The organism is Paenibacillus konkukensis, assembly GCF_023523925.1.
GTDB classification, from domain to species: Bacteria; Bacillota; Bacilli; order Paenibacillales; family NBRC-103111; genus Paenibacillus_S; species Paenibacillus_S doosanensis.
In genome coordinates this window covers 7,715,484-7,739,648 of record NZ_CP027059.1, presented here as the reverse complement: position 1 = coordinate 7,739,648, position 24,165 = coordinate 7,715,484, and the positions used below count along the sequence as shown (strand labels likewise).

The following is a 24,165-nucleotide window of genomic DNA, read 5'->3' as shown; positions in this document are numbered from 1 at the left end:
GGAAGTCTGCACCCGGTCTTGCAGCCGGATTTTTTATTTCGAACCCTCAAGCGGGGACAATTCGTCCGGCCGCACTTCTTAAGTCCAGCCCCAGAAAAAGCCGTCTCTGTCCCAGGCTACCCGCCCGCGGTGCATTTTTTTGAACAGCTTCTTCACCTCTTTGGAGATCGAGGCGTTGCCGTTCTCATTGACATAAATAAACTCTTCGCCGAAGTGAGTTCTAATATAATTCACCGCATCCTGCTGATACAAAATCCCGTCGAATTCGACCTTCTTCAGCATCCATTCGGCAATGTCGCTCGCTGTCATCGGATCGCCCGCCATTCGTTTCAATTGTAAAAAACGATTGTATCACAGGCGCGGCCTCGCTGCCAAGCGGCAGCTTACACAAAATGCTGAAGGACGGTTCCGCTTCCGTTTTCCGCCGTTATTTCTGCATAAGCGCCGTTGATCAATGTGATTTGCGGCGGAACATGACCGCAGTCGATATCGTAAACGACCGGAACTCCCAGCTCCTCGGAAAGCTCGGCATACACATCCCGCATCGTATAACCGTCCGTCTCGGACGGGGCGGAGCTGCGGCCGAATACAATCCCGCAGCAGCGATCGAACCACCCTGCCAGCTTCATATGCACCAGCGACCTGCGCAAATCCGGTACGGATAATTCGCAGTTTTCAAGATACCACAGAATCGGCTCTCCCTGGATATGGCGATCCTGAAAACCGGCCACGTCTCCATACGGTGTGCCGATCAGATGACGGATGACGTCGATGCATCCCCCGAGCAATCTGCCTGTCAGGCGAACCGGACCGGGAGATACACTCTTCCAACAGGTCGGCTCCGTCAGATGGAAAACATAAGAAGACGGAGACGTATGCCTCCATTGCTTTTGAAACTTGGAAGAAGATCGCTGGAGAACGGACTGGCCCCGCTGCGCGGACAGAACGGTCTGCCACATCGCCGTCGTTTCATCCGAATGCTCTCCTCTCAAATCAATCAAGTTCGTACCGTGGGCCGTCGCTATTCCGGTGCGTAAGGTCATGGCCAGCAGCAGCAGGCTAATATCCGAATATCCCAGTATCCATTTGGGCTGCGCCCGATCAAAATCCAAATGCTCCAAAATTTCAATCAACAGCTCTCCGCCCCACGGAGGGATGATGAGACCGATCTTAGGGTCGTTCATCATGTTTTCCCATTCTGCGGCACGCCGATGCGCCGGTGAAGACCGCGCCTTATCCTGAGTCCAAACCGTAGGCCCGACGATCGTATCGTATCCCTCCTTGCGCAGCCGTTCGCATGCCTGCTTGACCATATCATGATGCTCTTCCCTAACCCCTGAGGAGGGCGCCGTCACCCCAATGGTCGTTCCTTTTATCAGTACAGGATATTGAATCATACGTAATACCCCCTGCAGTATCCGATATTAACGTCATGAGGCCCCCGCCCTCACAGCCCGGTTCGGCTATGATGAATCCGGCGCGCTTTAAGCGGGCTGCGCCGGATTACGCCCAGCCTTCGCTTTCGTGCGGTCACATCGGATAGTCGGCCTTCAACTGCTCCAGAGAGTCGTATTTATCCGTCTCGAAAATAAATTTGGCCGGTGCTTTATCCGTCTTGTTTTTGATGATGTGCCCGTAATATTTATCGTTTTTGAAGAAGACGAACATCGTTTTGTCCGGCTCTTTAAGCAGCGTATATTTTTCAATCATGGCATTCCCTCACCGTTTCGGTCGAAACCCAAATCGAGTTCAGCTTTTTCCATTGTTCGCTGTCCGTTGGGTACTTCTCGCTCATGCTTTCTATTAAATTCAACAGCGTATGAGTATCTTCCTCAAAATACTTGTTCAACAAAGCTTTGCCCGACGACTGCTTAGCCATCCCCTATGCCCCCTATCCAAACTATGAAAATGATGTGGCTTATGCCGAATACGGATCATTATCTTTTATTTTATAGAGTTAAGAGATTGATGAACATAGGAAGTTTTGTCGAGTGCTAAGAACTTTTGTTGGTCCGTTCCGTCATTACGGCCGCATGGCCGGATTCAGTTGCAAACGGGGGCTAATTCAGCGTATTTCCGGATGATTGCTGAGCACCAGCTCAGAGCTGTTCTTGTGGGGAAAGCACAATCCTATATTTTCCATATATAAAAAGTAAGACGGCCTCATAGAGCGAGGTCAAAAAAGTTACTTTTACCTTACTCTTAGGCAGTCAAAGAAAGCCGTTACTTTTGGAGCAGATGAAGCATCAAGCTTTTCTGGACATGCATCCTGTTCTCGGCCTGCTGATAAATGATCGAACGCTCCGATTCGATACAGCTCTCGTCAATCTCCAATCCGGGGTGGATCGGCATATCGTGCATAATATAAGGAGTGTGTCCGCCGAGATTGCGCGGATTGATCTGCAGCGGGCTCATCGTCTGTATTCTGTGCCGTTTCTCCTCCTGATACTGCGGATCGTCAAAAAATTCCATGTCGATCCATGTGTCGGTATACACGAATTGGGAGCGCGGAACGGCCTCGGCCAAGCTGCCGACCCGTTCCACATAATCGCTGCGCAGCGCCTTCTGCATCAGCGCTTCATCCCAGGAAGCTTCGTTGACGATAGGCGTAACGAGCAGCAGCTTCACGCCGAGCGCGACACAGCCCGCCGTAAGCGAATTGGCTACATTATTGTGAATGCCGACATACGTGACCGTAATCCCGGAAAAAGTCCCGCAGACCTCATAGATCGTCATCAAGTCCGCCAACGCTTGGCAAGGATGATACTTATCGCAGCAGCCGTTAATGACCGGCACGCGGGAATACTCGGCAAGCTCCAGCAAATCGGCATGCTTCTTCAGCCTGGCCACGATCAGATCGCAATTTCTGGAAACATACCGCGCCTCGTAACGGATCGGCGAGAGACTGAAATTGCTCGCATCCCAATCCATATTCACCGTATACCCGCCCATCTGCCCCATTCCCGACTGAAATGACAGACTCGTTCGAGTCGACGTTTTCTGAAACAGCATCAGCAGGCCGGTTCTTTCGCAAGCATGGTCGAACTTTCGGGGATTCCTCTTGATATCAAGCCCGCGCTCGATGATCGAATAGAGCGTCTCCCGGTCGAATTCCTGCAAAGATATTAAATGACTCATCGCTGCATCCTCCTATTATGTATAAATATAATGGTTAATGAGTATTTATGCATAATAAGTTTTCAGCGCGTTTTTGTCAATATGAACCAGTCCTGCCTTCCGCTCGGCTTAGCTCGGCTTGGGGGCTTCTCCGGCAAAATAAGAAGGCCTGCCCTCCCCGTCCGGGCCGGCCAGCTCCAGCTGTCCGTAGCCGGTGACCGGCTCCCGCGTCCCGTCGCGAGCCGGATCGGCGTAGCGGACGAACCAGCGCTCCAGCTTCGCCTTAAGCCTCGCCAGCTGCTCCTGTGCCGAAGCGTCGTCGATGCGGTTGACCCGCTCATCCGGGTCGCTCGCCAGATGGTACAGCTCATGCGGTCCGTACGGATAGCGATGAACGTACTTCCACTCGCGCGTGCGGATCATCCGCACCGGACCGTATTCGTCGAAGATGACGACATCTTCGCGGTTTTGCTCCGCTTCGCCGAGCAGCAGCGGAAGGAAGCTCGTGCCCGGCAGGCGCTCCGCCTCCGGATTGTCCAGCCCGACGTAATCCAGCAGCGTCGGCATGAAATCGTAACCGCTGACCAGACCGTCACAGACGCGCCCCTGCGGGATGCGGCCCGGCTGGCTAAAGATCGCCGGTACTTTTACCGACGTATCGTACATATTTTGCGGAAACGTGCCGTTGCCTTTGCCCCATATGCCGTGGTGTCCGCAGTTGAAGCCGTTGTCGCTTAAGAAGCACACGAGCGTCTGATCGCGGATGCCGAGCTGCTCCAGCTTATCCAGAATGCGCCCGACGTTCCGGTCCATCGCCGTCACCGCTGCGAAATAGCCCTTCAGGTTTTCCCGCTGATTGTCCGACCACGGGGCCGTCGGGATCGCCCATGGATGCTTCGGCTCCTGCGGGCAGCTGTCGAAGGCGCAATCCTCGTACAAGTCTACATATTGCTGCGGATGGTTGTCGATCCACGGGCTGTGGGGCGCCGTATAATGGACGCTTAAGTAGAACGGCCCCTGCTCTTCGCCGGACCGCCCCTCCAGAAACTGCAGCGCATCGTCCGTAATGACGTCGGTCAAATATCCGGGCTCTTGGATCAGCTTGCCGTCGCGGATCATCGGCGCATCATAGTAGGCGCTGCCTCCGGTCTGATGCACATACCAGTGACTGAAGCCCTTTTGCGGCTGCATGCTGTCGCCGAGATGCCATTTGCCGCTCAGCCCGCATACATACCCGTTGTCCGCCAACATCTCGGTATACGCCGGCTGGCCCTGCAAATAGGCGATCGGCCGTTCCCCGATATTGCCTCCCCGAATCCAGTCATGGACCCCGTGCTGGGAAGGAATTCTTCCGGTAAGCAGCGACGCCCTGGCCGGAGAGCAAACCGGAGAAGTGCAAAAAAAGTTGGAAAACCGCGTTCCCTCTGCGGCTAATCTGTCCAGGTTGGGCGTCCGAATCTCGTCGTTGCCGGCGCAGCCAAGCGCCCACGCTCCCTGATCGTCCGTAAGAATAAATACGATATGAGGCCGGCTGTTCTCCGAAGCAGCGAATGAATTCATCTTAATTCCTCCTCGTTATATCGGCTTGGGACATGAAAAGGAAGGCCGCCCCTGCAGCCTTCCGCCCCTCCTACTTCTTGCTTTGCTGCGCCTGATACGCTTTGTTGACGGCGTCCAGCACTTTATTGCCGCCTTGATCCCGCCATTTTTTGGACAGTTCCGTCAGTCCGGCATCAATGTCGCGTTTGCCGGTAATCATTTCGATATAATATTGATTGAGCAGTTCGCCCAGCACGCCGCTCATCTCCACTTCCTCGGGTGTGGTCGTATTGATCAAGTTCGGAACTATACTTTTCGTTGCAATGTCCGCCGACTCTCTGGCCCGATCGGCCTGAGGCTCCGTCTGCGGCAAATAGTATTCTCCGAGCGGCCAGATCACGCTGCCCCAAGCCAGCGGATGCGACCAACCGTTGGAGGCGAACCCGTCTTTGGCCCGTTCTTCCTCGTTATAGTTGATTTTGTCCCCTTGCTTCGTGTAATGTACGCCTTCGATACCCAGCTCCAGCAGGTCGCGCCCTTCCTTGGACAGCATGAACTCAATGAACTTCGCCGCTTTTTCCGGATTTTTCGCATTTTTCGTGACGGCCGTGAATAAGCCGGTCTTAGCCGCAATGTTCATCCCGCTCTTGCCGTCGGGACCTGCCGGCGGAGCGGAGTAACCGAGCTTGCCTTCCGGATTCACCTTTTGCAGGCTCGTCTCGATTCTGTTGACGTGACGGAATAATGGAGCCGCCATAAATCCTACCTTGCCTTGATAAAACTTTTGCTCGCGCTGCTGCGTATCGTTAAGCAAAAATTCCGGATCGATCAGCTTCTCGTCCCACAGCTTGCGCAAATATTGAACCCCCTGCTTGAACGCCGGGTGCTCGAAGATCGGCACGACCTTGCCCGCATCATCGAGCACCCAATCGCCGTGCGGCATCCCGTAAGCATAGAAGACGAAGTTGAACGAAGTATTAAAGCCGGTGCTCTTCTGGCCTGTCAATCCGTACGTATCGTTTTTCCCGTTTTTGTCCGGGTCCTTGGTCGCGATGGCCTTCAACGTCTGATAAAACTCGTCCAGCGTCTTTGGCGGTTTAAGCCCCAAGGTGTCAAGCCAATCGGCCCGGTAAGTCAACGCCGTATTGGCGCGCTCTTCAATGAACGGGTATCCGTAATATTTGCCGTTGACCGCCGTCCATTGCAAATTTTTATCGAGCTTCTCCTTAATCGTAGGCATGGACGGCAAATAATCGTTCAGCGGGACCAGCATCCCTTCGTCGATCCATTGATTGAGCGACGGCGACGGATAATTGATCGTCACTACATCGGGCAGGTCGCCGGTAGCCATAGCGACGTTGATTTTCTCGTATCCGTTCTCCGGAACGAACTTCACTTCGAGATCGATGTTCAGACGCTTATTGATCTCCGCCACGATCCGATCGCCGGACTTAATCCCCATGGCAGCGTTGTCGCCGGGCGTCAGGAATACGATCTTGGTCGGCTTATCGCTCGACTTGCCGTCTCCCGCTTGCTTCGTATCCGTTCCCCCGCTGCTGCATGCCGCCGCCGACAACGGCAGCACGGCCGTAAGCGTAACGAGCATTCCTTTTTTCCAAACGTTCATTATCATATCCTCCCCCATAAGTACATGCATTTGCGGGCTATTCTTTGACTGCGCCCAATGTAACCCCTTGCACGAAAAACCGTTGAAAAAACGGATAGATCATCATCACCGGAATGGCGGATATCATAATAGTGGCCATTTTGATCGATTGACCGAGCAGGAACGGACTGTCTCCGCCCGATTGGAACGCCGCTTCGTTATCGATCAGCATAGAGCGCAGGAACAACTGCAGAGGCCATATATCCTTGTCCGTTATATACATAACGGCTGTAAAAAACTCATTCCACTTCGTCACCGCATAAAAAAGCGAGATCGTAGCGATAGCCGGCATGGAAAGCGGGATAACAATCCGCAGCAAAATGCCGAAGTCGTTGCAGCCGTCGATTTTGGCGGACTCCTCCAAGCTCTCGGGAACGGATGCGAAAAAGCTGCGCATAATAATCAGATTATACGTTTGAATAGCTGCCGGAATCATCATCGCCCATACGGAATTGAGCATACCTAGCTGCTTGACGACAAGATAATTCGGAATAATGCCGCCGCTGAACATCATCGTAAAGACGATAGCGAACATAATAGGGCGAACGCCCGGAAGATCCTTCTTCGAAAGCGCGTAAGCGGCCAGTGTCGTTGCCAGCATACTGATTACAGTTCCAAGTATTGTAATAAGAATACTAATCTTATAAGAAGTCCACAGCTGCTCCAGCTTCAGCAAGTATTGGTAGGCTTCAAGCGTAATTGTCTTCGGGTACAAATGAACGCTGGCGGCGGCGCTTTCGTTCAGCGGCGTGATGGACACGATGAGCGAATCCCAGAACGGATACAGCGTCAGCAGCGCAACCAGCGATAGAAGGATGACGTTCAGGCCGTCGAACAGCCTGCTGCCCCAACCGGAATGTGCCATATGAATCCCCCTGAATTAATAAATTCCTTGTTCTCCCATCATTCTCGACAGCCGGTTGGCTATAACGAGCAGGACGAAGTTGATCGCCGACTTGAACAATCCGACCGCCGCAGCGATGCTGAACCGTCCTTCCGTCAGCCCGATCCGGTATACATACGTGTCGATAATGTCCGCCACATTGTACACCCCGGTGTGATACAGCACGAAAATTTGCTCGAAGCCGGCCTCCATCAGACTGCCGATTCTTAAGATGAGCAAAATGACAATCGTCCCGCGAATCGACGGCAGCGTAATATGCCAAATTTGTCTGAAACGGTTCGCGCCGTCCATCAATGCGGCTTCATACAGCTGCGGATTCACCCCTGAAAGCGCTGCCATATAAATGATCGTATTCCATCCGAACTCTTTCCAGATCATCGACCATACCAACGTGCCGCGGAAATAGCGCTCATCGGTCAGAAAGCCGACCGGTTCTCCTCCGAACGATCGGATGACATTGTTGACGACTCCGCTGTCGGTGGACAGCAGACTGATCAGCAAGCCTCCCATGATCACCCAGGAAATAAAGTGCGGCAAATACACGATCGTCTGCACCGTCCGCTTAAACGCCAGTTTCCTCGCTTCATTCAGCAGAATGGCCATCACCAGCGGCAGCGGAAACCCGAATACGAGCCGGTACAAACTAATGATGATCGTATTCCAGAACACCTGCCAGAACTTATCCAGACCGAACAAGTACTCGAAATGCTTGAAGCCTGCCCACGGACTCCCCATGATCCCCTTCGTGATACTGAACTGCTTGAACGCGATCAGAGCTCCGTACATCGGGTAATAATGAAACAAACCGTAGTAAACGATCGCCGGCAGCAGCATCAAGTACAAATAGCGGCTTGCAAGTATGCGCTTCCATAAAGTTCGTTTGCGAACCGCCGCTTTGGTCTGAATCGTAGTCGCCGATACAGCCATGCTTAAGACCCCCTTCCTCTCTTCTATGTTATCCCTTGGCTTGGGAACAACCTCATCATAGTAAGAAAACGCGGGAGCGCTCAAGCTTCAATATTAGATAACGGTTTCATCCGTCGCCATTGGCCCGGTATCAATCGATCGGATTGGTATCAATCGTTCAGTTTTCCTCGTTCAACCGCTCCATGACCTCGCGATTTCGGTATTCTGTCGGAGTCTGACCGGTCATCTTTTTAAAGGTGCGGATCAGGTTCTGCTTCTGCCCGAAGCCGGTGAGCTCGGCGATTTCATTAATATTGCGTTCCGTATCGTCCAGCATCCGGCAAGCCTCTGCGAAACGAATTTCCGTTAAGAAATCCATAAAAGTCTGGCCGGTAACCTCTTTGAACACTTTGGACAAATAGTTGCCGTTCATGAACACCAGATCCGCCAACGTCTGCAAACCGATCGGCTCGCGGTAATGCTGCCGGATATAATCGACCAGCTTCTCAATGACCTCGACGTTTTTGTTCTCCCTTTTGCTTTGAAGCTCCCCCGCCGTTTGCTCCAGAACGAGGCCGATCCAGCCGCGGATCTCATCCAAATTTTGCAGTTTGGCAAAATCGGCGTACCATCGCCGCTCCTCTTCATGCGAATCGTCCTTCTGCACGAGCTCCACCCGCACCGCAACCAGAGAATTGAGCAGATGCGTCAGCATCATATGCTTGTAGGAGAAGCCGAACTGCGTATCGCGATGCAGCTGATCGATAATTTGATCCTTCGTTTGCAGCGCCTTATCCAGACTGCCGGTCTTCAGATCGGCGAGCAGCTTGTCCACCTGATTCCGATAGGCGATAAAGCGATTGCGGCTGGCGCGGTTCACCTGCATATCGTGAATGGATAAAATACTGCCTACGCCGGCGAGCTGTTCGTACAACAGCGCCTCTACCGCTTCGTTATACGACAGCGAGATGTCGGATACTTTGCGGTAATTGCCGCCGATTCCTACGGTCAAAGCGACTCCCTCCATTTGCCCCGTAACCCCGGCGATCATCCGGTGAGCAAGCTCCTTGGCCTTTTCCAGCGCCTGATTATGCTCCTCCCACTGACCTGTATTCATAATTATCACATCATGCTTATGGAATTGGCTGACATATACGCCCTTGCCGTAAGCGGCCATCGTTTCCTCGCAAATCGTACGGATTTGAAAATGCATCAGGTTGCGGACCTGTTCCGCGTTCTCCGACGCGTCGCCGGCTTCTTCCAAATGAATTCGCACGACCAGCACAATAAACTGCTCCGGGTCCAGTCCAAGCTGATAATACTGCAGCTGGCGAAGCATCTCATCGGGGTCCGTCCCTTTGCCCGACAGCAGGTTCACCAGTACATGATCCCGCAGAATCATCTCCTGACCGCGGAACTTCGCTTTGAATTCCTCGTTCTCGTTAAACAAATGATTGATCGATTCCCCGATAAACCCGAACTCGTCCTTGTACGGCACGCCGGGCAGAGGCTTGTCCATATGGGCCGAAATGGCTTGAACCATCCGTTTAACCGGTCTGTAATACGTCCGCGATACGAGCACCATCAAGACAATGCCGAGCAGCAGCGCAATCAGCGAAATGATCAGCGTGGTGCGGATCACTTCCTTGGAACGCTTAAACACTTCGTCGTACGGGTTCAAGGTGAGATAGACCCAGCCGTTAAATGAAGAAGTCATATACGACACCAGCGTAGGCACCCCGCCTATCGTTTCGATGAAATAGCCTTCCTTCTCCCGCTGGATACGCTCGATATCCGCCTGGTCAAAGCGGGTCAGTAGCCGGTCTTTGTCGTTATAGGAGAGCACCTCTCCCTCGGAATTCAAAATGGCGACATTGCCGAGTTTGCGCTTGTTCGTGTTGACGACGGCGTTATAGAGCACGTCCTCCTTCAAATTGATCAGGAGCGCGCCTTTTTTCTGCACATCGAGAATAGGAACCGTAAAGTAGAAAGAAATGACATTGTCGGACCCGCTCGCCGAATCCAGACTGGCCGCCTCCCAAGCCGAAGCGCTTCGATTGCCGAGAAACCGCTGCAGTCCCTCGCGGTAAGCGAAGTCCGATAGATCGGTAATTCCCGAGCCGAAAATCAGTTTCTGATTAATCGCGCTGTACAAATAGATCGAATGCAAATAATTCGAGGAATTGATCCGGTCTGTAAACAAATCGCTCGTGCTTTTTAAAAAACGGTATTCTTCCTCCAAGTTCCACGGCAGCCAGACCGATTTCTGCACCTCGGAATTCAGCGCCAGCGAGCTGGCCATCTGCTGCACCTCGCCGAGCGCCTGCTCGACAATTTTCCTCGTTTGGTCCAGCAGCTCCGTATTGGTGCCGAGCACTTCTTCCTTAAGCATCATGTTCGTGTACCGGTATACAAGCGCGCCTACAAGCAGAGTAATTACGACCATTGCGATCGTCAAATGAAACAACAGGCGGATAAACACCGTCCGCTTCATGCAAGACCCCCCTATGTCTTTGGTCTGTTGGTCTATTGGCCTCCCTATTATAACACAGCCGTAAGCGTTGGAATCACGAAAAAAAGACGTCCGTCGCCCTTCATCCGTAATGCTCGTCCACGAGCACGGCAATTGGCGCCAGCCCGCCGTCTTTCAATGGATATCATATCCCTTAAGCAGAACAAATCCCCCAAAAGCCATCCATGCCGCCGACGCGGCACCACAGACAATGGAAATGGGGTACCAAGAGTAATTTCCAGGGTAGTGACGTGATGCTCTGAAGCTTATTCCGTCCGCGTCTAACCCTTCCTCTGGGATCGTTCTATGGGTAGGGTAGACTTTACTTTCGGGGGAGCCCCCGGATTTCCACAGGATATGGCTGCGCATCATTTCCTAAACAAGCACAAAAGCCCATAGATCGCATGCGTCTATGGGCCCGAAAAACCGGCCAATCGGTTATCTTGCAAAATAATCCTCGATCGCCTGCTGCAGCGTTCCTTTCGTGATCGCGCTGCTTTCGAAGGATAAATTCGAGCGGATCATTAATTTTACGATTTCCGGCCTTAAACCGGTGATGACCGTCTGACAACCCATCATTTTAATGCCTTGAATGACGCCCAGAATTTGCGCGATAACGGCGGCCTCCATGCTGACAACGCCGGACAAATCGATGATCAGCGTGTCGATAGGATGCTGGCCGATCTGCAAAAACACTTTTTCTTCAATAATCTCGGCCCGGGTTGCATCGACTTGGCCTATTAGAGGCAGGATCGAAGTCGATTTGGTGAGCGGAATAATCGGTACGGACAAATCCTCCACCATTTCCCGCTGCGCACGAATAAGATCGTCCTTCAACTGGGAATAGCTGAGGAACAAATGGGTATGGAACAAATCCATCAGCTCGTTAATCTGTTTTTCCTGATTGTAGAACTGCTCTCTCTCGGCGAGATAATGATTCGTCCGGTCGAAATTGTACAGAAAATCCCACAGCACTCGCCGCACCGCCTGAATCCACTCCAATTTGAAAGCCAGCGTCAAAGAATGCTTGGCCCAGGTCATACCCTCCAGCTTCGCAAAAGAGATGACCTCATGCTGCTTGTTTTCCACGATATAAAGCACCAGCTTATGAGCGTTATCCAATAAATTGATATTGCCGATCTCCATAATCTCATCGATTTTATCCCTTACATTGACGGCTTCCATCAATAGGCGTTGTTCAAACTTTTCCCGGTTGACCGTAAGATATTCCTTCAATGTAGCTGCCTGTTCCAGTTCCAATTGGACTACCTCTTTTCTCTTCATGCTTCCTGTCGCCCTCGGGAAGGTAATCGTGAAGGTCGTGCCGATATTTTCTCCGCTCTCGACCTCGATTTCGCCGTTATGCTGATAAATGACGGAGAATACCAGAGCCAGCCCCATGCCCGACCCATTTTCCTTCGTCGTAAAAAAAGGCGTTCCCAATAACTCCAGCTGCTTCTCCGGAATTCCGGTTCCGCTGTCTTTTATGTAAACAATGATCTTCTCTTCCGTCGCTCTATGTCCGATCGAAATCGTCCCCTCGCCGGGAATCGCTTCGAAGGCGTTTTTCAGCAAATTGAAAAACACTTTTTTCAATTGGTTTTTTTTAGCAAAAATGTAGCTGCCGGGGTTGTTGAGATCGGTCAACACCTGAACCCGGTAAAACTGATCCTGGAACAGCTGCATCAGCGATTCCAGCTCTGCGGTCAGATCGATCGTCTCGAATGGCTCGTCGTCCAAATCCGGCTTGGAGACATGGAGCAGATTTTGCAAAATGCCGATCGCATTCTCCAGCTCTGCCTGGGCAATTTCGATATATTGCTTTTCGTTGCGTTCTTTTAATAATTGCAGGAAGCCCTTGACCGCCGTTAACGGGTTTTTGACCTCATGCGCAATGCCTGCGGCGATTTGCCCTACCGAGGCCAGTTGGCTCAAATGAAGATCGCTTCTTTTTTTCTCTCGCAGTTCTTCTTCTCTTTGCATCCTTGTGCCTACCTCCGTCATCCGTTCTGTGGTTGTTTGTTGCTGGCCGCTGCGCTTGCTCCCTTTTTGCCGGGAAGAAGCACGTCTTCATTCTATCAAAAGAACGACTGCCCGAATAGAACGAAGCATTTCGGAGGGAAGCTCCCGCACGACGACAGCTTCCGGCAAGCTATGAAAATTTTGAGCTTCAGCATGTTTTTATTGTTGTAACGCTTCGCACCGTTAAAGTAAATTGATAAAAAAGAGCCTGGAGTTCAACCTTTTTAAAGGTTAATCAGAAGCGGCCCTTTTTCAATTCGTTTAGTCTCTTGGATAATCAACGCTCATAATGTCCATAAACGGTACTTTCACTATCCCGTCGGCTTGTTCAATATGTACTTTGCCCGTTCGGGGGTCCATTTTATCGATTTGGCCGCGGACGGCTTCTTCCCATCCCCATACGGTCAATACGATTTCCGATTTTTCATAAAAAGCTTCGGTCAGTTGATTTCCCAGCTCCTCTAATACAAATTCATCCCGCGTCGGCCTTTTAGGTACTTTTGATTTTGCCATCCTGTGCTCCCCTCTTATAATTACTTAAAGCGCGGTGAAAAACGATCACTTGGGTTTCTGCTCGCCGCTCTCTTCATGATTTCGTGCGCTCGTCCATTCGCTTAATAGCGCCGTCGCGGACAACCGTCTCGGCTCTCCCGGGATTCTGGCATAAAACTCCAGCTCATTGCCATCGGGATCGTCGAAATAGATCGATGCAGCGGGGTCCGACGCATGAACGATCGGTTCCGAACCGTCTCTGCCGAACACGGGCTTCGGGGCGATTCGGAAACTTGCAAATGCGTTTCATAAATGCCGCGAATCACAGCCATCACGCTCCTTCACTCATAACTCTTTATAATTCGAGATCGGGCTAGCGCATTCCTGCCGCCCCCGCTTCTTTCTCGTTGTAACGCAGATTGGCATCCTGAACGTGAAAACCGAACCCGCTCCCGGAAAACTCGAGCAGCACAGCTCGCCTTGATGCGCCTCGGCAATCCGTTGGGCCAGCGCCAATCCGAGCCCGCTTCCCGCGGTGATCCCTCTCGACGCATCGGCTCGATAAAACGGTTCGAACAGCTGCGCTTGCTGCTCGGCATCCATTCCGATGCCCGTATCTTGAACCGAGATGACTATTTCGTCTTCCGTTCTCTCTGCGCTCAGTTGTACCCAGCCCTCTGCCGTAAATTGAAAACCATTTTTCACCAGAATCGTCAGCAGTTGCTGCAAATCGTCCGAATGGCCGAGAACGTAGACGGATTCCAGGGTATCGAGCCCAAAGGTCCTCCACTCTACCTGGCTGCAGCCATATTGAAATTGCATGTCAACGCGATCGAATCGGTTTTAATGGAATGACCTGACGGTTCTCCTGCGCGCCTGTGTCCGCATCCGCTCTCGCCAAAGACAGCATGTCGCTAACGAGGGCGGACATTTTACCCGTTTGCTCCGTAATATCATCCAGCGCCTCCAAAGAAAGCGTCCACGTCTCGGCTTCAAGCGGCCGTTCGGGCTGCCCGGAGAGCGATGTCCACATCTTGCGCAGCAGCTCGGAATTTCCGCGGATGGACGTAAGCGGCGTACGCAGCTCATGCGATGCGTCCGCGATCAGCCGCTTTTGACCGGAAGCGGCGCGAGCCAGTTTGCCGGCGGCTCCTTCCAGCCGGTCCATCAGTCCGGCCGTCAGCTCGTACAATGTGCGAATTTCGTCGCGGGGACCGTTGTAGCGAAGCGCTATGTTCGCTTTCCCGTTACGACGAGCCGTTCTCATCGCTGAGATCAGCTCCCTGAGCGGCTTGAGCGCTTCTCCGGAGGCCATCCAGCACGCGCAGAAAGCCAAAGCCGTAATGATCGTAATCAGCGCGAACAGCACCCGCCGGGCGATAGTAAGCAGCCCGCTAATAAGCTCCGCATCGCGGGCGATCTGCAGTACGGCGACGAGGCTCCCGCTGCGCCATAACGGCTTGCTATAAATATAGAAGGATGTTCCGTCAACCGTATCAAGGTGAAAATATCCTTCTTTCTCTTGATTCAGCGATCGGATCGAGTAAGGCAACAGAGTTGTTTTTACATTAGCGGATTGAACTCTCGTTCCGTTCGTGACGTCGATCCATTGAACATAAAGATCGGGAGAGATGGCTGCATCGTCCAACTGCACGACACCGTTCCAGCCCGAAGCTGAATATACAGCGCTGTATTCGGCGTGATGCTGAACCGATTCCAGCCCCTTCCGGAGAGTTTGATTCATCTCGTCGTACAGGTACCACCGCAAAGCCCCATAGAGCCCAAGCGCCAACAACAGCAAGGAAAGCGTTACAATCCTGGCGTATACTAAAGTTAATCGAAAACGGAACGTCATCCCTTCATCACATCCGCTGCTATAAACTTTAAAACCATATCCTTAATTATCCATTTATAGATTAAGACAGCGTTAAAATGAAATAAATATTTCTCTAACCGAATCATTAATTTGACACAGTTGATACAATTTCGTACGATAGATTCAAATAACCTAAGCTAACGATAAAAAGGGGCCGCCGCATATAAAATGAAATACGCTTACGAGAGAATTAAAGCCGACATTCGCAACCGGGTGCGCAGCGGTTCTTGGCAGCCGGGGGAGAAGCTCCCGTCCAGCCGAGATTTCGCCGCCCATTACGGCACCAGCGTCAACACCGTCGAGAAAGCGATCAAGGAGCTGGCTCAGGAAGGACTGCTCACCCGGGACAGCCGACGCGGCACATTCGCGGGAGGCATGCCGGAGGCCGCTCCGCCGTCTTCGTCAGTCCGTTCCGGCTTAATCGCCGCGTTCGTCGTCGGTATCGAAAATCCCGTTTGGGCGAGCGCCTTGCGCGGCATTGACGACGAAGTGCACCAGTACGGATACAGCCTGCTTTCCTCCAGCGACGAGGGCAGCTCCGCCAAGCTCGAATCGATGGTGAAGGGACTGGTCGCCAAAAAGGTCGACGGGCTTATCATGTGCCCGATTGTCGAGCACGGCCGGCCGAATAAAAATGCGCAGCTGGTGCGCATGCTGTCCGATAACGGCATTCAAACCGTGTTTTTGGACCGGTACGCCTACGATATGGATGTTCCTTACGTAACCAGCGACAATCAGATCGGCTCCTATAAGCTGACCCGGCTGCTGTTCGAGCATGGGCATCGAAACATTCTGTTCGTGCGCAATTCGAATTTGACGACGATGAACGAGCGCTGGCTCGGATTCCAGCAGGCGCATGCCGATCTCGGCTGCGAGTTCTCCGAACGGCTTGACGTGTTTATCCCTACGGAAAACGAAGATTTCAAACTCGAATTCGAAGCGTACTGCAGCGCCTTCGAGCGGAAGATGAAGGAGATGAAGTTCACCGCCGTATTCTGCGCCAACGACCAGATCGCCGAAGCGGCCCTGATCTCCCTGGAGAAGCTCGGATACCGCGTACCGGAGCAGATATCCGTCGTCACCTACGACGCGGCGAATATTAATTACCGTCTCCGTCTGAATCTTACCGGCATGAATCAGCCGTTTTATGACATGGGTCGTACCGCCGCTAAACAGCTCATGCAGATGATACAGGGCATTGAACGCCCCGCCGTCATCGGTCACACCTGTTCCTCCTCACTGTACTTAGGCAGCTCGGTGAAACCCGCGAACAGTTTGTAGACCGGCATTTTGAATAAGAAGCGCAGGTTGCCGGCAGCCTGCGCTTTCGGCATAAAACAGCGGACGCGCTTCCCGCAAGCCCGAAACCAAATCGTTATTGACACCGCTTCTCTCCCCTTCTATAATGTTTGCAGAGTATTTTATTGTATTAATACAGATAATACAAACTAATAAAATAACCGCTAGGAGGAACTATTGTGGCCTTAAAAAGAGAGTGGAATTTGAAGGTGGAGAATTGGATGAAAGCCCGCGATGCGGTTTCGTACCGGCAATTGGGGAAGTTAGCTTCCGCGGCTTTCCGGCGAAAGGCTGCATGACTATAGACGAGGCGAAGGCTTATCCGCCGGATGCTTACCGAGACGTCGTACAAGGCGACTCATGGGGGGAGAAATGGGGTTATTACTGGTTTCGGACAACCGTTGCCGCCCCGCAAGCCGCCGAGGGCCAGCGTCTTATGCTGAATCTGAATATAGGAGCGGAATGCACCGTTTATGTAAACGGTATCATTGCCGGTTCCATCGACAAGCGGCATTTTTATATTACGCTGTCGCGAGAGGCTAACGAAGGCGAAGCCTATGAAATTTACGTCGAAGGGTATGCGGGTCATCAAGAGGCTCGCCCGGTTATGGGCAGCTCCGGTATCGGCATTTGGCGCGAGGATCTGTATCAATTTCTGATCGACGTGGACACTCTGTATCAAATTCGCTGCAGCGTGGACGAACATTCGCTCCGCGCGGCCGAGATCGACCGGGTACTGGCCCGCATAGCCGCCGTCATTGACCTGGATGCCGACGAAGCGGAGCTCATGGCCGACATTCGCCGCGAGCATCCGGCGCTTAAGCCGCTGCTTGCCTGTACGAACGGTTCGACGACGCCGACCTTGTACATGATGGGCCAATCCCATCTGGATGTAGCCTGGCTGTGGCCGATTGAGGAAACCAAACGCAAGATCGCAAGAACGATCTCCAACCAACTTGCACTTATGGAGGAATATCCAGAATATATTTATACGCAGAGCCAGCCTTATCTGTATCAAATCGTGCAGCATCTGTATCCAGAACTGTATGAACGCCTAGTTCAGGCGGTTCGGCGCGGTCAGCTAATACCGGAAGGCGGGATGTGGCTGGAAGCCGATACGAATTTGACTTCCGGTGAAAGTCTGATTCGGCAATTTATCCACGGCAAGCGTTTTTTCCGCGAGCAATTCGGAGTCGACAATGAGATGCTGTGGATGCCGGATGTGTTCGGCTACTCCGGCTCGCTGCCGCAAATTATGAAAGGCTGCGGCATTCGTTATTTTGCTTCCGTCAAAATGGGACAAACTTATAACAATTTTGCCGATCCGTTCCCGTACAATACGTTTTTGTGGGAAGGCATAGACGGTTCGGAGGTGTTGGTACATTTTATGGACTACCATCTGGAGACAAAGCCGTCGGTCCTCATCGACAACTGGAATCAGCGGGTGCAGAAGGACGGCATCAACTCCCGCCTCGCCCAATTCGGCTATGGGGACGGCGGCGGCGGGGCGACCCGCGACGAGCTCGAATATTTGCGCCGCTGCGCCGATTTGGAGGGCGTACCGAAGGTGAAGCTGACTTCGCCTATCGAATATTTCAAAGATTTGGAGCGGCAGGGCTTCTCTTCCGCCCGCTATGTCGGAGAGCTGTACTATCCGGCGCATCGCGGAACCTACACGACGCAGGCCAAGACCAAGCAGGGCAACCGGCGCGGCGAATTCGCCCTGCGCGAAGCCGAATTATGGGGGACGGCGGCAGTACTTCTCCGCCAATGGCGTTATCCGCTTGAGCAGATGGATGCGCTGTGGAAGACGCTGCTGCTAAATCAGTTCCACGATATACTGCCCGGAACTTCCATCGCCCGTGTGCATGCGGAGGCCGAGCAGGATTTCGGCCGGGTCATCCGGACTTCCGGCAGCATTGCCGCCGAAGCCCAGGACGCATTGTCCGTCCCGCAAGCGGCGGAGTCCGAGTCCGCGCTGTCCGTCTTTAACTCGCTGTCCTGGGCACGCAGTGCCGTCATCGCGCTTCCCCAAGGCTGGAGCGGAGCCGCAGATGCGAACGGCCAAACCTTGGCGGCACAGCAGGATAGCAACGGCCATCGGCTGGCTCGCGTGGAGCTTCCTCCTTGCGGCTGGGTCACGATCACCCGTGCGGAAAAGGAGGACGAAACGAAAGACTTAGCCGCCCCCAGCACCGGCGAGCGCATCCTTGAGCATGATCTGCTGCGTATCGAGCTCGACGAGTACGGCCGGATGATCAGCGTCTGGGACAAAGAGCGAGGCATGGAGCTGACCGCCGGACCCGGCAACGATTTCCGCATGTATAAAGATACCCCGCCGCGCTTTGACGCCTGGGAGATTGACCGCACCTATGAGCTGGGCGAAATCGGGCTGGACGATCCTGCGGTTATCCGCAAGCTGGCCGACGGCCCGCTCACAACGACAGTAGAAATAACAAGGAAGCTTCATCGCTCGACTTTGCGCCAACATATCGTGCTGACTGCAGGAAGCCGGGTCATCCTGTTCCGTACGAAGATCGATTGGCAGGAAAAGCATAAGCTGCTGAAGGTCGATTTTCCTACGACCGTTCACGCCAGCGAGGCGATATTCGAAACTCAGTTCGGTTATATGAAACGGCCGACTCATCGTTCCAGGCCGCATGATGCGGACCGGTTCGAAGTTTCCCACTTCAAATGGGCGGCGCTGGCGGAAGAAGCCCGCGGCTGCGCCGTAATGAACGACGGCAAGTACGGAATGAGCGTTCTCGGCGGCACGATGAGCCTGACGCTGCTAAGGGCTTCGACGGCCCCGGACCCGCAGGCCGATCTGGGAGAGCACGAGTTCGCTTACGCGTTCTATCCGTGGAACGGCAGCTTCCTGGACAGCGGCGTCGTGCGTCACGCCTACGAGTTGAACTGTCCGGCGACGGCCCGCCCGGGAGATGCCGGTTCGCATTCGCTCTGCGCGGCGGATCGGGCCAATATCGTGATCGATACCGTTAAACCGACCGAGGACGGCTCCGGCGACGTCATCATCCGCATGTACGAGGCGTACCGCACCTTGACGGAATGCGAGCTGCAGCTCGGCTTCCCGGTCCGCTCCGCCCGCCGGACGAATATGCTGGAGCAGCCCGAGCGAGAGCTTGCGGTATCGGATGACGGGAAGGTTCGCCTTCGCTTCAAGCCCTTTGAGATCATAACCGTCCGCTTATCGCTGTAGAAAACTTAAACATTGCGATGCGGTAAAAACAAAACGAACCTCCAGCCTTCAATTGCGGGCTTGGAGGTTTTTGTTCCGGTATATATTAAACTCTCGGCATTCCCGCGAATCGGCCTAGCCCTTCGTTTGCCGCAAATAATACATGATGCCCGCCCTATCCACATTGGCGAATTGGAGCGGATTTTCATGAAACATACGTTCCAGACGCTCCCGGTCGATCCATTGCGCCTGCAGCGTCTCGTCGCCTGCCTCCAGCAGCTCGCCTTCCGCTTTGCAGCGAAAGTAGAAGCCGACCGAATCGATCGGCCCTTGGATCGTCTGATATGCGGCGAAAGGCTGGATGCATTCCACTTCAAACTGCGGATTGATTCCTCGAGTATCGATACGCGTCCGCTCTCCCTCGATTTCCACGACCGTCAGGCCGGTTTCTTCCATGACCTCCCTCCTGAGCGCGGCGGTCAACGATTCGAAGGGTTCAATCCGCCCTCCGGGCAGCTCCCAAAGCGCAGGTTCGCCGGTCTTATTCCTCAGCTGAATGACAAGTTGCGTAGTACCTTCCGTCGTTCTTTCGATCAGAGCTCTCGCATTAACGAACATCATTATCGGTCGACTCTCCTCTTCAGCTGCCGGACGGCTTAAACCGGCGGCGATTTTTACAAGCGTCTACATGCGTTTGAACGCTAATACGCAGCTTTGGAAGCCTCTGAATCGTCTTCATTTCGATACCAATACGCCTGCTCCGTGAACAGAGCGGCATACTTCCCGTTCAGCGACATCAATTGTTCATGCGTTCCGTCTTCAAGCAAGCGACCTTGATCCAGCACCAAGATGCGATCGGCATATCGGGCCCAGCCAAGCCGGTGAGAGATGACAATCGACGTTTTGCCGCCGCTGAGACGGCGAAACTGCCGAAACAGCTCGGCTTCGTTCGCCGGATCGATCGCCGCCGTCGGTTCGTCGAGAACGATCAGCTCGCCTCCGCGCAGCATAGCCCGGGCTATAGCCAGCCTCTGCCACTGGCCTCCCGACAGCTCGCGTCCGCCTTCCGACAGCTGCCCGAGCGGAGCGTCCAAAGCGGACGAATCCCCGATCAGCCCGCCGAGCCCGACTGCCTCCAGCACCTGCTTGATCTCCCGGTCGTCGCACGGAACCGCGCGCCGGCCGCTGCCGAGCGTCACATGGTCGCGCAAGCGGAATGGATACCGTTCGTTCTCCTGAAGCACGGCGCTGACACGGCCCCACACCGCCTCGCAAGCATGCGGCTCCTCCGCAATATCGGCATCGTTCCACCGTACGCGTCCTGCGGACGGTTTGTACAGACCGAGCAGAACCTTCAGCAGCGTCGACTTCCCGGCCCCGTTGTCGCCGACCAGGGCTATCGTTTCCCCGGCCCGAATCGTCACATCGATCGCGTGAAGCGTCTCCTTGGCGGCATTCGGATAACGGTAAGACACTTGCTCCAAGCGCACCTCCCGCACCGGTTCCACGGTCAATCGATGGGGCGACGATCCGCCTTGCCGATCCCCCTTTTCATTCAAAAAGGCGGCCAATTCCTCCGCTTTGCCGCTTTGCATGATCATTTTGCTTAAGGGCCACGACAAAGTCAGAGTGGCTCCTTGAGATTGGAATATCGCCTGGAAGACGACGGCGACGATTCCCGGCGAGACCGTTCCGGCGGGCGACGGAAGAAGCAGCAGAACGCCCAAGGTGAGAAACGCCCCCGCTATATGAACAAGAGATACCCACGCGGCCATCTTATTCTCTTTGCGTCCCATCGCGAACCTGCGGGATCGCTGCGCTTTCGTATTTGCAGCCCATTGACCGAGCAAATAATCTGCGGAACCGAACAGCTTGGCTTCTTTCAACACGGCCGTATCCGTCAACCGTTTCATCATCTCATCCGACATGCGTCCCTCGGCGGTCAGCTGTTTATCCAGCCGTCTGCGGGCAAGCTCCAGCTTCAGCCGGAAATATAAAATCGTTCCGTTCATCAAAACAAGGATAAGCGCCGCAGTCCAGTGCGCTTGAGCCGCCACTAGCGCCAGTCCGGCCAGTTGGGCGATGCGCTGCGCCGCATCGACGCCGTTGCGCAGCATCCCGATCAGCTCGCCCCCTGCCGCCGATTGCGCGCGATACAGGCGGTCGTAAAACGCAGGCTGTTCAAACCGTTCCAGCGAAACGCCGGTCGCAACCGTAAATATCTCCGATTGCACGTATCCTTCCGCGCGACGGTTCATCATCTCGTCCGTCACCTTGCGCAGCGCGCCGCCCAGCACCTGAAGGACGGATACCCCTATGAACAACAGCACCATCGGCGCAACGGAAGCAGCCAAGTCTTCTCCGCTGCCGGTCAGCGCCGCTGCGGCCATATCGATCATATGCTTTTGAGAAGTCATCAGGGGAACAACCAGCATACCTGTCGCAATCGGGACGGTCAGCCATAAAGCCGTAAGGAAGGGCATCCGTTTCCCGATGCGGAACAGCAGCTGCAGAACGCCGTATGTACCGCCGTTTCCTTTTATCATAGTAACTCTTTCCTCCCACGCCCTTATACATACCAGGAAGCCTGAAGCCGATATAATCGCTCGTACTCCCCGCGAAGCCGCAGCAGCTCCTCATGCGTGCCTTGCTCGACAAGCCGTCCCTGCTTCATAACGAAAATCCGATCCGCCATTCTGGCGGCCCCCATCCGATGCGTTACCAGGAAGGCGGTACGCTGGCCCGCAGCAACCATGAATACCTCCATCGCTTTTTTTTCGGCCAGCGGGTCGAGCGCAGAGGTCGGTTCATCGAAGAAGAGCACGCTGCCGCCTCGGAAATAAGCCCGCGCCGCAGCCAGTGCCTGCCATTGGCCGCCGGACAGCTCCCGGCCTCCGAACTCGGGGCCGGTTCTCTCATCGAGCTCGAGACCCCAATTCCCCGCGCCGGCCTGCCGCAGCGCTTCCAGTAGAGCCTCGTCGTCATGGAGACGCTCCACTCTCCCGAGACCTACATGCTCTCGAACAAGCAGATGCATTTTGGAAAAATCCTGCAGAACCGCCGTGAACGAATGCCGCGCTTCACTCGCGCTGCGCCTTTCGCCTGAAGCGTCAGTCCATATGACGCCGCCCGAATCAGCCTCGTATAATCCCAGCAGCAGCTTGATGAGGGTCGTTTTTCCCGAACCGTTCTCTCCGACGACGGCGATTTTCTCTCCCGCTTCGACTTGGAACGTTACGGCGTCCAGCGCCGGCTCTTCCTGCTGCGGATAAGTAAAGCACAGCCTTTCCGCCCGAAGCGACCGGACTTCATGTTCGCCGTTCCTTTCCCGGGACCGATCGCTACCTTCTGCGGCGGCCGAAACTTCAAGCCCGAACACCTTATCTTCTTGCAGCTCCCGATACTGCTGCAAATCGTCCCAGCGCATGCCGAGCGTCTTCAGCCCCGCTTGAAGATTGAGCAAGCCGGGCCATAAGCCTCCAAGCATGACAGTCGCCTGCAGCAGCAGCGTCACATCCCCCGCCGATCTCCCTTCCCGAAGCGAGGCCGCGAGAACTAGCGCCGCCGACAAGCCGACAGCCAGCGTCACAAGCAGCTCGGATGGAGCCAAGGTCAACTGCTCTTTGCTCGTCCGGTTTATCATTCGCCGCGCAAACTCCGCATGTAACCGCAACCAATCGGAGCGAAACCGGTCTCCTGTGCCAAGCAAGCGGATCTCTTGCGCCGGACGCCGGTCCGTCAGCAGCTGCGCCAAATACATTGCCGCTCTCCGCTGCGGAATTTGCTCTTGCCCCAACTGCTCCGTCACTCTCGCCGCATAGGAGCGGAGCTTCAATTGAACCGGCAAAACGATGCAATAAAGCAGGACGATCGGCCAATGTCCGTAAAATAACAGGATGAGCAGAAGAATGATGACTTGAATGATCTGAAGGATGTATTGGTTGCTCTGCATAAACAGATTGTCGGGTGAAGCGCGCATGGCGCGTAGGCGAAGGTCTTTGACATGCGAAGATTCCAATAAAGCCAGCGGGAGCTTGGCAGACTTGGCGAGAACCGCGTGTTCCACCTCGTAAGCGCCGATTTCGCTCAGCCTGCTGTGCGACAGGAGAGAGGCTCGGCCGACGAAGGCTTGTACGATCATCACGGTCGCGAGCAGCACAGCGGCAGCGGCCAGCTCATGCTTCCCTGATGGCGAGCTCCAGTTTGGCAGCCGATCGACCATCGCTTTGGTCAGAAGCAGCTGCACGGGCATCAGAAGCAGTTGGACAGCGTCTGCAACAGGCTTGATTCTGACGGCCCCGGCGTCGGCATGTCTGAGAAACGCAGAAACCGCCCGTAAGCGGGAGAAAAATAAAGATACTATACAGGTCACCTCGCATAGGATTATTTTTCCAAGGAACATCTATATTACCATAAAAATACGGAAGCGCAAGCTTTTTCTTGCCATCGGACTTCGAATATAAAAGTCGGCCGAGGCTATCACCGCTAAGCAATTGAGCGTTCGCTGGGCGCAGAACAAATCCCCTAAAAGTGACGTGATGCTCTGAAGCTTATTCCGTCCGCATCCAGCCTAAGCTGGATCGGCGTCTAACCATTCCTCTGGGATCGTTCTATGGGTAGACTTTACTTTCGG

The 24,165-nt window shown here is 54.0% G+C and carries 20 protein-coding genes; 2 read left to right on the top strand and 18 right to left on the bottom strand.

From position 1 onward, the window contains the following. Nucleotides 1–78: 78 nt before the first annotated feature. From SK3146_RS33900 to SK3146_RS33830, 15 genes are all read right to left on the bottom strand, one after another. A complete protein-coding gene (locus SK3146_RS33900; protein ID WP_249866523.1) occupies nt 79–324 on the bottom strand; it encodes a DUF6953 family protein in 246 nt (81 codons plus the stop codon). Between the two features lie 59 nt (nt 325–383). Next, on the bottom strand, nt 384–1,397 hold the full coding sequence (locus tag SK3146_RS33895; RefSeq protein ID WP_249862936.1) for a S66 family peptidase: 1,014 nt from the start codon (nt 1,395–1,397) through the stop codon (nt 384–386). A 133-nt stretch (nt 1,398–1,530) separates the two neighbouring features. Next, on the bottom strand, nt 1,531–1,710 hold the full coding sequence (locus tag SK3146_RS33890) for a hypothetical protein (protein WP_249862935.1): 180 nt from the start codon (nt 1,708–1,710) through the stop codon (nt 1,531–1,533). After that, nucleotides 1,703–1,879: a hypothetical protein gene (locus tag SK3146_RS33885; RefSeq protein WP_249862934.1), complete on the bottom strand. Its 177-nt coding sequence runs from the start codon at nt 1,877–1,879 to the stop codon at nt 1,703–1,705. Before SK3146_RS33885 ends, SK3146_RS33890 begins: the two co-directional genes overlap by 8 nt. A 344-nt stretch (nt 1,880–2,223) precedes the next feature. Continuing rightward, on the bottom strand, nt 2,224–3,138 hold the full coding sequence (locus tag SK3146_RS33880; RefSeq protein ID WP_249862933.1) for a Rossmann-fold NAD(P)-binding domain-containing protein: 915 nt from the start codon (nt 3,136–3,138) through the stop codon (nt 2,224–2,226). A gap of 108 nt (nt 3,139–3,246) precedes the next feature. Then, complete coding sequence (locus SK3146_RS33875; RefSeq protein WP_249862932.1) at nt 3,247–4,677, bottom strand: sulfatase family protein; 1,431 nt, start codon at nt 4,675–4,677, stop codon at nt 3,247–3,249. Between the two features lie 70 nt (nt 4,678–4,747). Further along, nucleotides 4,748–6,283, bottom strand: a complete 1,536-nt coding sequence (locus SK3146_RS33870) for an extracellular solute-binding protein (protein WP_249862931.1) — start codon at nt 6,281–6,283, stop codon at nt 4,748–4,750. A 37-nt stretch (nt 6,284–6,320) separates the two neighbouring features. Next, nucleotides 6,321–7,187 carry a carbohydrate ABC transporter permease gene (locus SK3146_RS33865; RefSeq protein ID WP_249862930.1) on the bottom strand — a complete coding sequence of 289 codons (867 nt, stop codon included), beginning with the start codon at nt 7,185–7,187 and terminating at the stop codon, nt 6,321–6,323. Nucleotides 7,188–7,202: 15 nt separating this feature from the next. Then, entirely contained in the window at nt 7,203–8,153 is a 951-nt protein-coding gene (locus tag SK3146_RS33860) for an ABC transporter permease (protein ID WP_249862929.1), read from the bottom strand. 157 nt (nt 8,154–8,310) lie between these two features. Continuing rightward, a complete protein-coding gene (locus tag SK3146_RS33855) occupies nt 8,311–10,626 on the bottom strand; it encodes a helix-turn-helix domain-containing protein (RefSeq protein WP_249862928.1) in 2,316 nt (771 codons plus the stop codon). 456 nt (nt 10,627–11,082) lie between these two features. Continuing rightward, nucleotides 11,083–12,627 (bottom strand): ATP-binding protein, encoded by a 1,545-nt coding sequence (locus tag SK3146_RS33850; protein WP_249862927.1) that lies wholly within the window; start codon nt 12,625–12,627, stop codon nt 11,083–11,085. Nucleotides 12,628–12,927: 300 nt separating this feature from the next. Then, nucleotides 12,928–13,179 carry a YolD-like family protein gene (locus SK3146_RS33845; protein ID WP_249862926.1) on the bottom strand — a complete coding sequence of 84 codons (252 nt, stop codon included), beginning with the start codon at nt 13,177–13,179 and terminating at the stop codon, nt 12,928–12,930. 45 nt (nt 13,180–13,224) lie between these two features. Then, nucleotides 13,225–13,428 carry a VOC family protein gene (locus SK3146_RS33840; RefSeq protein ID WP_249862925.1) on the bottom strand — a complete coding sequence of 68 codons (204 nt, stop codon included), beginning with the start codon at nt 13,426–13,428 and terminating at the stop codon, nt 13,225–13,227. A gap of 75 nt (nt 13,429–13,503) precedes the next feature. Continuing rightward, nucleotides 13,504–13,980, bottom strand: a complete 477-nt coding sequence (locus SK3146_RS33835) for a sensor histidine kinase (RefSeq protein WP_249862924.1) — start codon at nt 13,978–13,980, stop codon at nt 13,504–13,506. A gap of 1 nt (nt 13,981) precedes the next feature. Then, nucleotides 13,982–14,902 (bottom strand): histidine kinase dimerization/phospho-acceptor domain-containing protein, encoded by a 921-nt coding sequence (locus SK3146_RS33830; RefSeq protein WP_249862923.1) that lies wholly within the window; start codon nt 14,900–14,902, stop codon nt 13,982–13,984. Nucleotides 14,903–15,202: 300 nt separating this feature from the next. Between SK3146_RS33830 and SK3146_RS33825 the strand changes: the two genes are divergently transcribed. Beyond that, nucleotides 15,203–16,315, top strand: coding sequence for a GntR family transcriptional regulator (locus SK3146_RS33825; RefSeq protein WP_249862922.1), 1,113 nt, complete (start codon nt 15,203–15,205; stop codon nt 16,313–16,315). Between the two features lie 313 nt (nt 16,316–16,628). Continuing rightward, nucleotides 16,629–19,553, top strand: coding sequence for a glycoside hydrolase family 38 N-terminal domain-containing protein (locus SK3146_RS33820; protein ID WP_249862921.1), 2,925 nt, complete (start codon nt 16,629–16,631; stop codon nt 19,551–19,553). Between the two features lie 114 nt (nt 19,554–19,667). On the opposite strand, the gene SK3146_RS33815 is transcribed toward SK3146_RS33820, so the two are convergent. The 3 genes from SK3146_RS33815 to SK3146_RS33805 form a co-directional block, all read right to left on the bottom strand. Further along, the gene (locus tag SK3146_RS33815) at nt 19,668–20,153 is read right to left on the bottom strand and encodes an NUDIX hydrolase (RefSeq protein ID WP_249862920.1); all 486 of its coding nucleotides are present in this window, start codon (nt 20,151–20,153) and stop codon (nt 19,668–19,670) included. A gap of 80 nt (nt 20,154–20,233) precedes the next feature. Further along, the gene (locus SK3146_RS33810) at nt 20,234–22,078 is read right to left on the bottom strand and encodes an ABC transporter ATP-binding protein (protein WP_249862919.1); all 1,845 of its coding nucleotides are present in this window, start codon (nt 22,076–22,078) and stop codon (nt 20,234–20,236) included. Between the two features lie 23 nt (nt 22,079–22,101). Continuing rightward, nucleotides 22,102–23,904: an ATP-binding cassette domain-containing protein gene (locus SK3146_RS33805; RefSeq protein ID WP_249862918.1), complete on the bottom strand. Its 1,803-nt coding sequence runs from the start codon at nt 23,902–23,904 to the stop codon at nt 22,102–22,104. Nucleotides 23,905–24,165: the final 261 nt, after the last annotated feature.

What these genes read in the sequence shown, in the direction of transcription:
- SK3146_RS33900 (WP_249866523.1), bottom strand. Translation starts at nt 324, where the DNA reads ATGGCGGGCGATCCGATGACAGCGAGCGACATTGCCGAATGGATGCTG.
- SK3146_RS33895 (WP_249862936.1), bottom strand. Translation starts at nt 1,397, where the DNA reads ATGATTCAATATCCTGTACTGATAAAAGGAACGACCATTGGGGTGACG.
- SK3146_RS33890 (WP_249862935.1), bottom strand. Translation starts at nt 1,710, where the DNA reads ATGATTGAAAAATATACGCTGCTTAAAGAGCCGGACAAAACGATGTTC.
- SK3146_RS33885 (WP_249862934.1), bottom strand. Translation starts at nt 1,879, where the DNA reads ATGGCTAAGCAGTCGTCGGGCAAAGCTTTGTTGAACAAGTATTTTGAG.
- SK3146_RS33880 (WP_249862933.1), bottom strand. Translation starts at nt 3,138, where the DNA reads ATGAGTCATTTAATATCTTTGCAGGAATTCGACCGGGAGACGCTCTAT.
- SK3146_RS33875 (WP_249862932.1), bottom strand. Translation starts at nt 4,677, where the DNA reads ATGAATTCATTCGCTGCTTCGGAGAACAGCCGGCCTCATATCGTATTT.
- SK3146_RS33870 (WP_249862931.1), bottom strand. Translation starts at nt 6,283, where the DNA reads ATGAACGTTTGGAAAAAAGGAATGCTCGTTACGCTTACGGCCGTGCTG.
- SK3146_RS33865 (WP_249862930.1), bottom strand. Translation starts at nt 7,187, where the DNA reads ATGGCACATTCCGGTTGGGGCAGCAGGCTGTTCGACGGCCTGAACGTC.
- SK3146_RS33860 (WP_249862929.1), bottom strand. Translation starts at nt 8,153, where the DNA reads ATGGCTGTATCGGCGACTACGATTCAGACCAAAGCGGCGGTTCGCAAA.
- SK3146_RS33855 (WP_249862928.1), bottom strand. Translation starts at nt 10,626, where the DNA reads ATGAAGCGGACGGTGTTTATCCGCCTGTTGTTTCATTTGACGATCGCA.
- SK3146_RS33850 (WP_249862927.1), bottom strand. Translation starts at nt 12,627, where the DNA reads ATGCAAAGAGAAGAAGAACTGCGAGAGAAAAAAAGAAGCGATCTTCAT.
- SK3146_RS33845 (WP_249862926.1), bottom strand. Translation starts at nt 13,179, where the DNA reads ATGGCAAAATCAAAAGTACCTAAAAGGCCGACGCGGGATGAATTTGTA.
- SK3146_RS33835 (WP_249862924.1), bottom strand. Translation starts at nt 13,980, where the DNA reads ATGCAATTTCAATATGGCTGCAGCCAGGTAGAGTGGAGGACCTTTGGG.
- SK3146_RS33830 (WP_249862923.1), bottom strand. Translation starts at nt 14,902, where the DNA reads ATGAATCAAACTCTCCGGAAGGGGCTGGAATCGGTTCAGCATCACGCC.
- SK3146_RS33825 (WP_249862922.1), top strand. Translation starts at nt 15,203, where the DNA reads ATGAAATACGCTTACGAGAGAATTAAAGCCGACATTCGCAACCGGGTG.
- SK3146_RS33820 (WP_249862921.1), top strand. Translation starts at nt 16,629, where the DNA reads ATGACTATAGACGAGGCGAAGGCTTATCCGCCGGATGCTTACCGAGAC.
- SK3146_RS33815 (WP_249862920.1), bottom strand. Translation starts at nt 20,153, where the DNA reads ATGATGTTCGTTAATGCGAGAGCTCTGATCGAAAGAACGACGGAAGGT.
- SK3146_RS33810 (WP_249862919.1), bottom strand. Translation starts at nt 22,078, where the DNA reads ATGATAAAAGGAAACGGCGGTACATACGGCGTTCTGCAGCTGCTGTTC.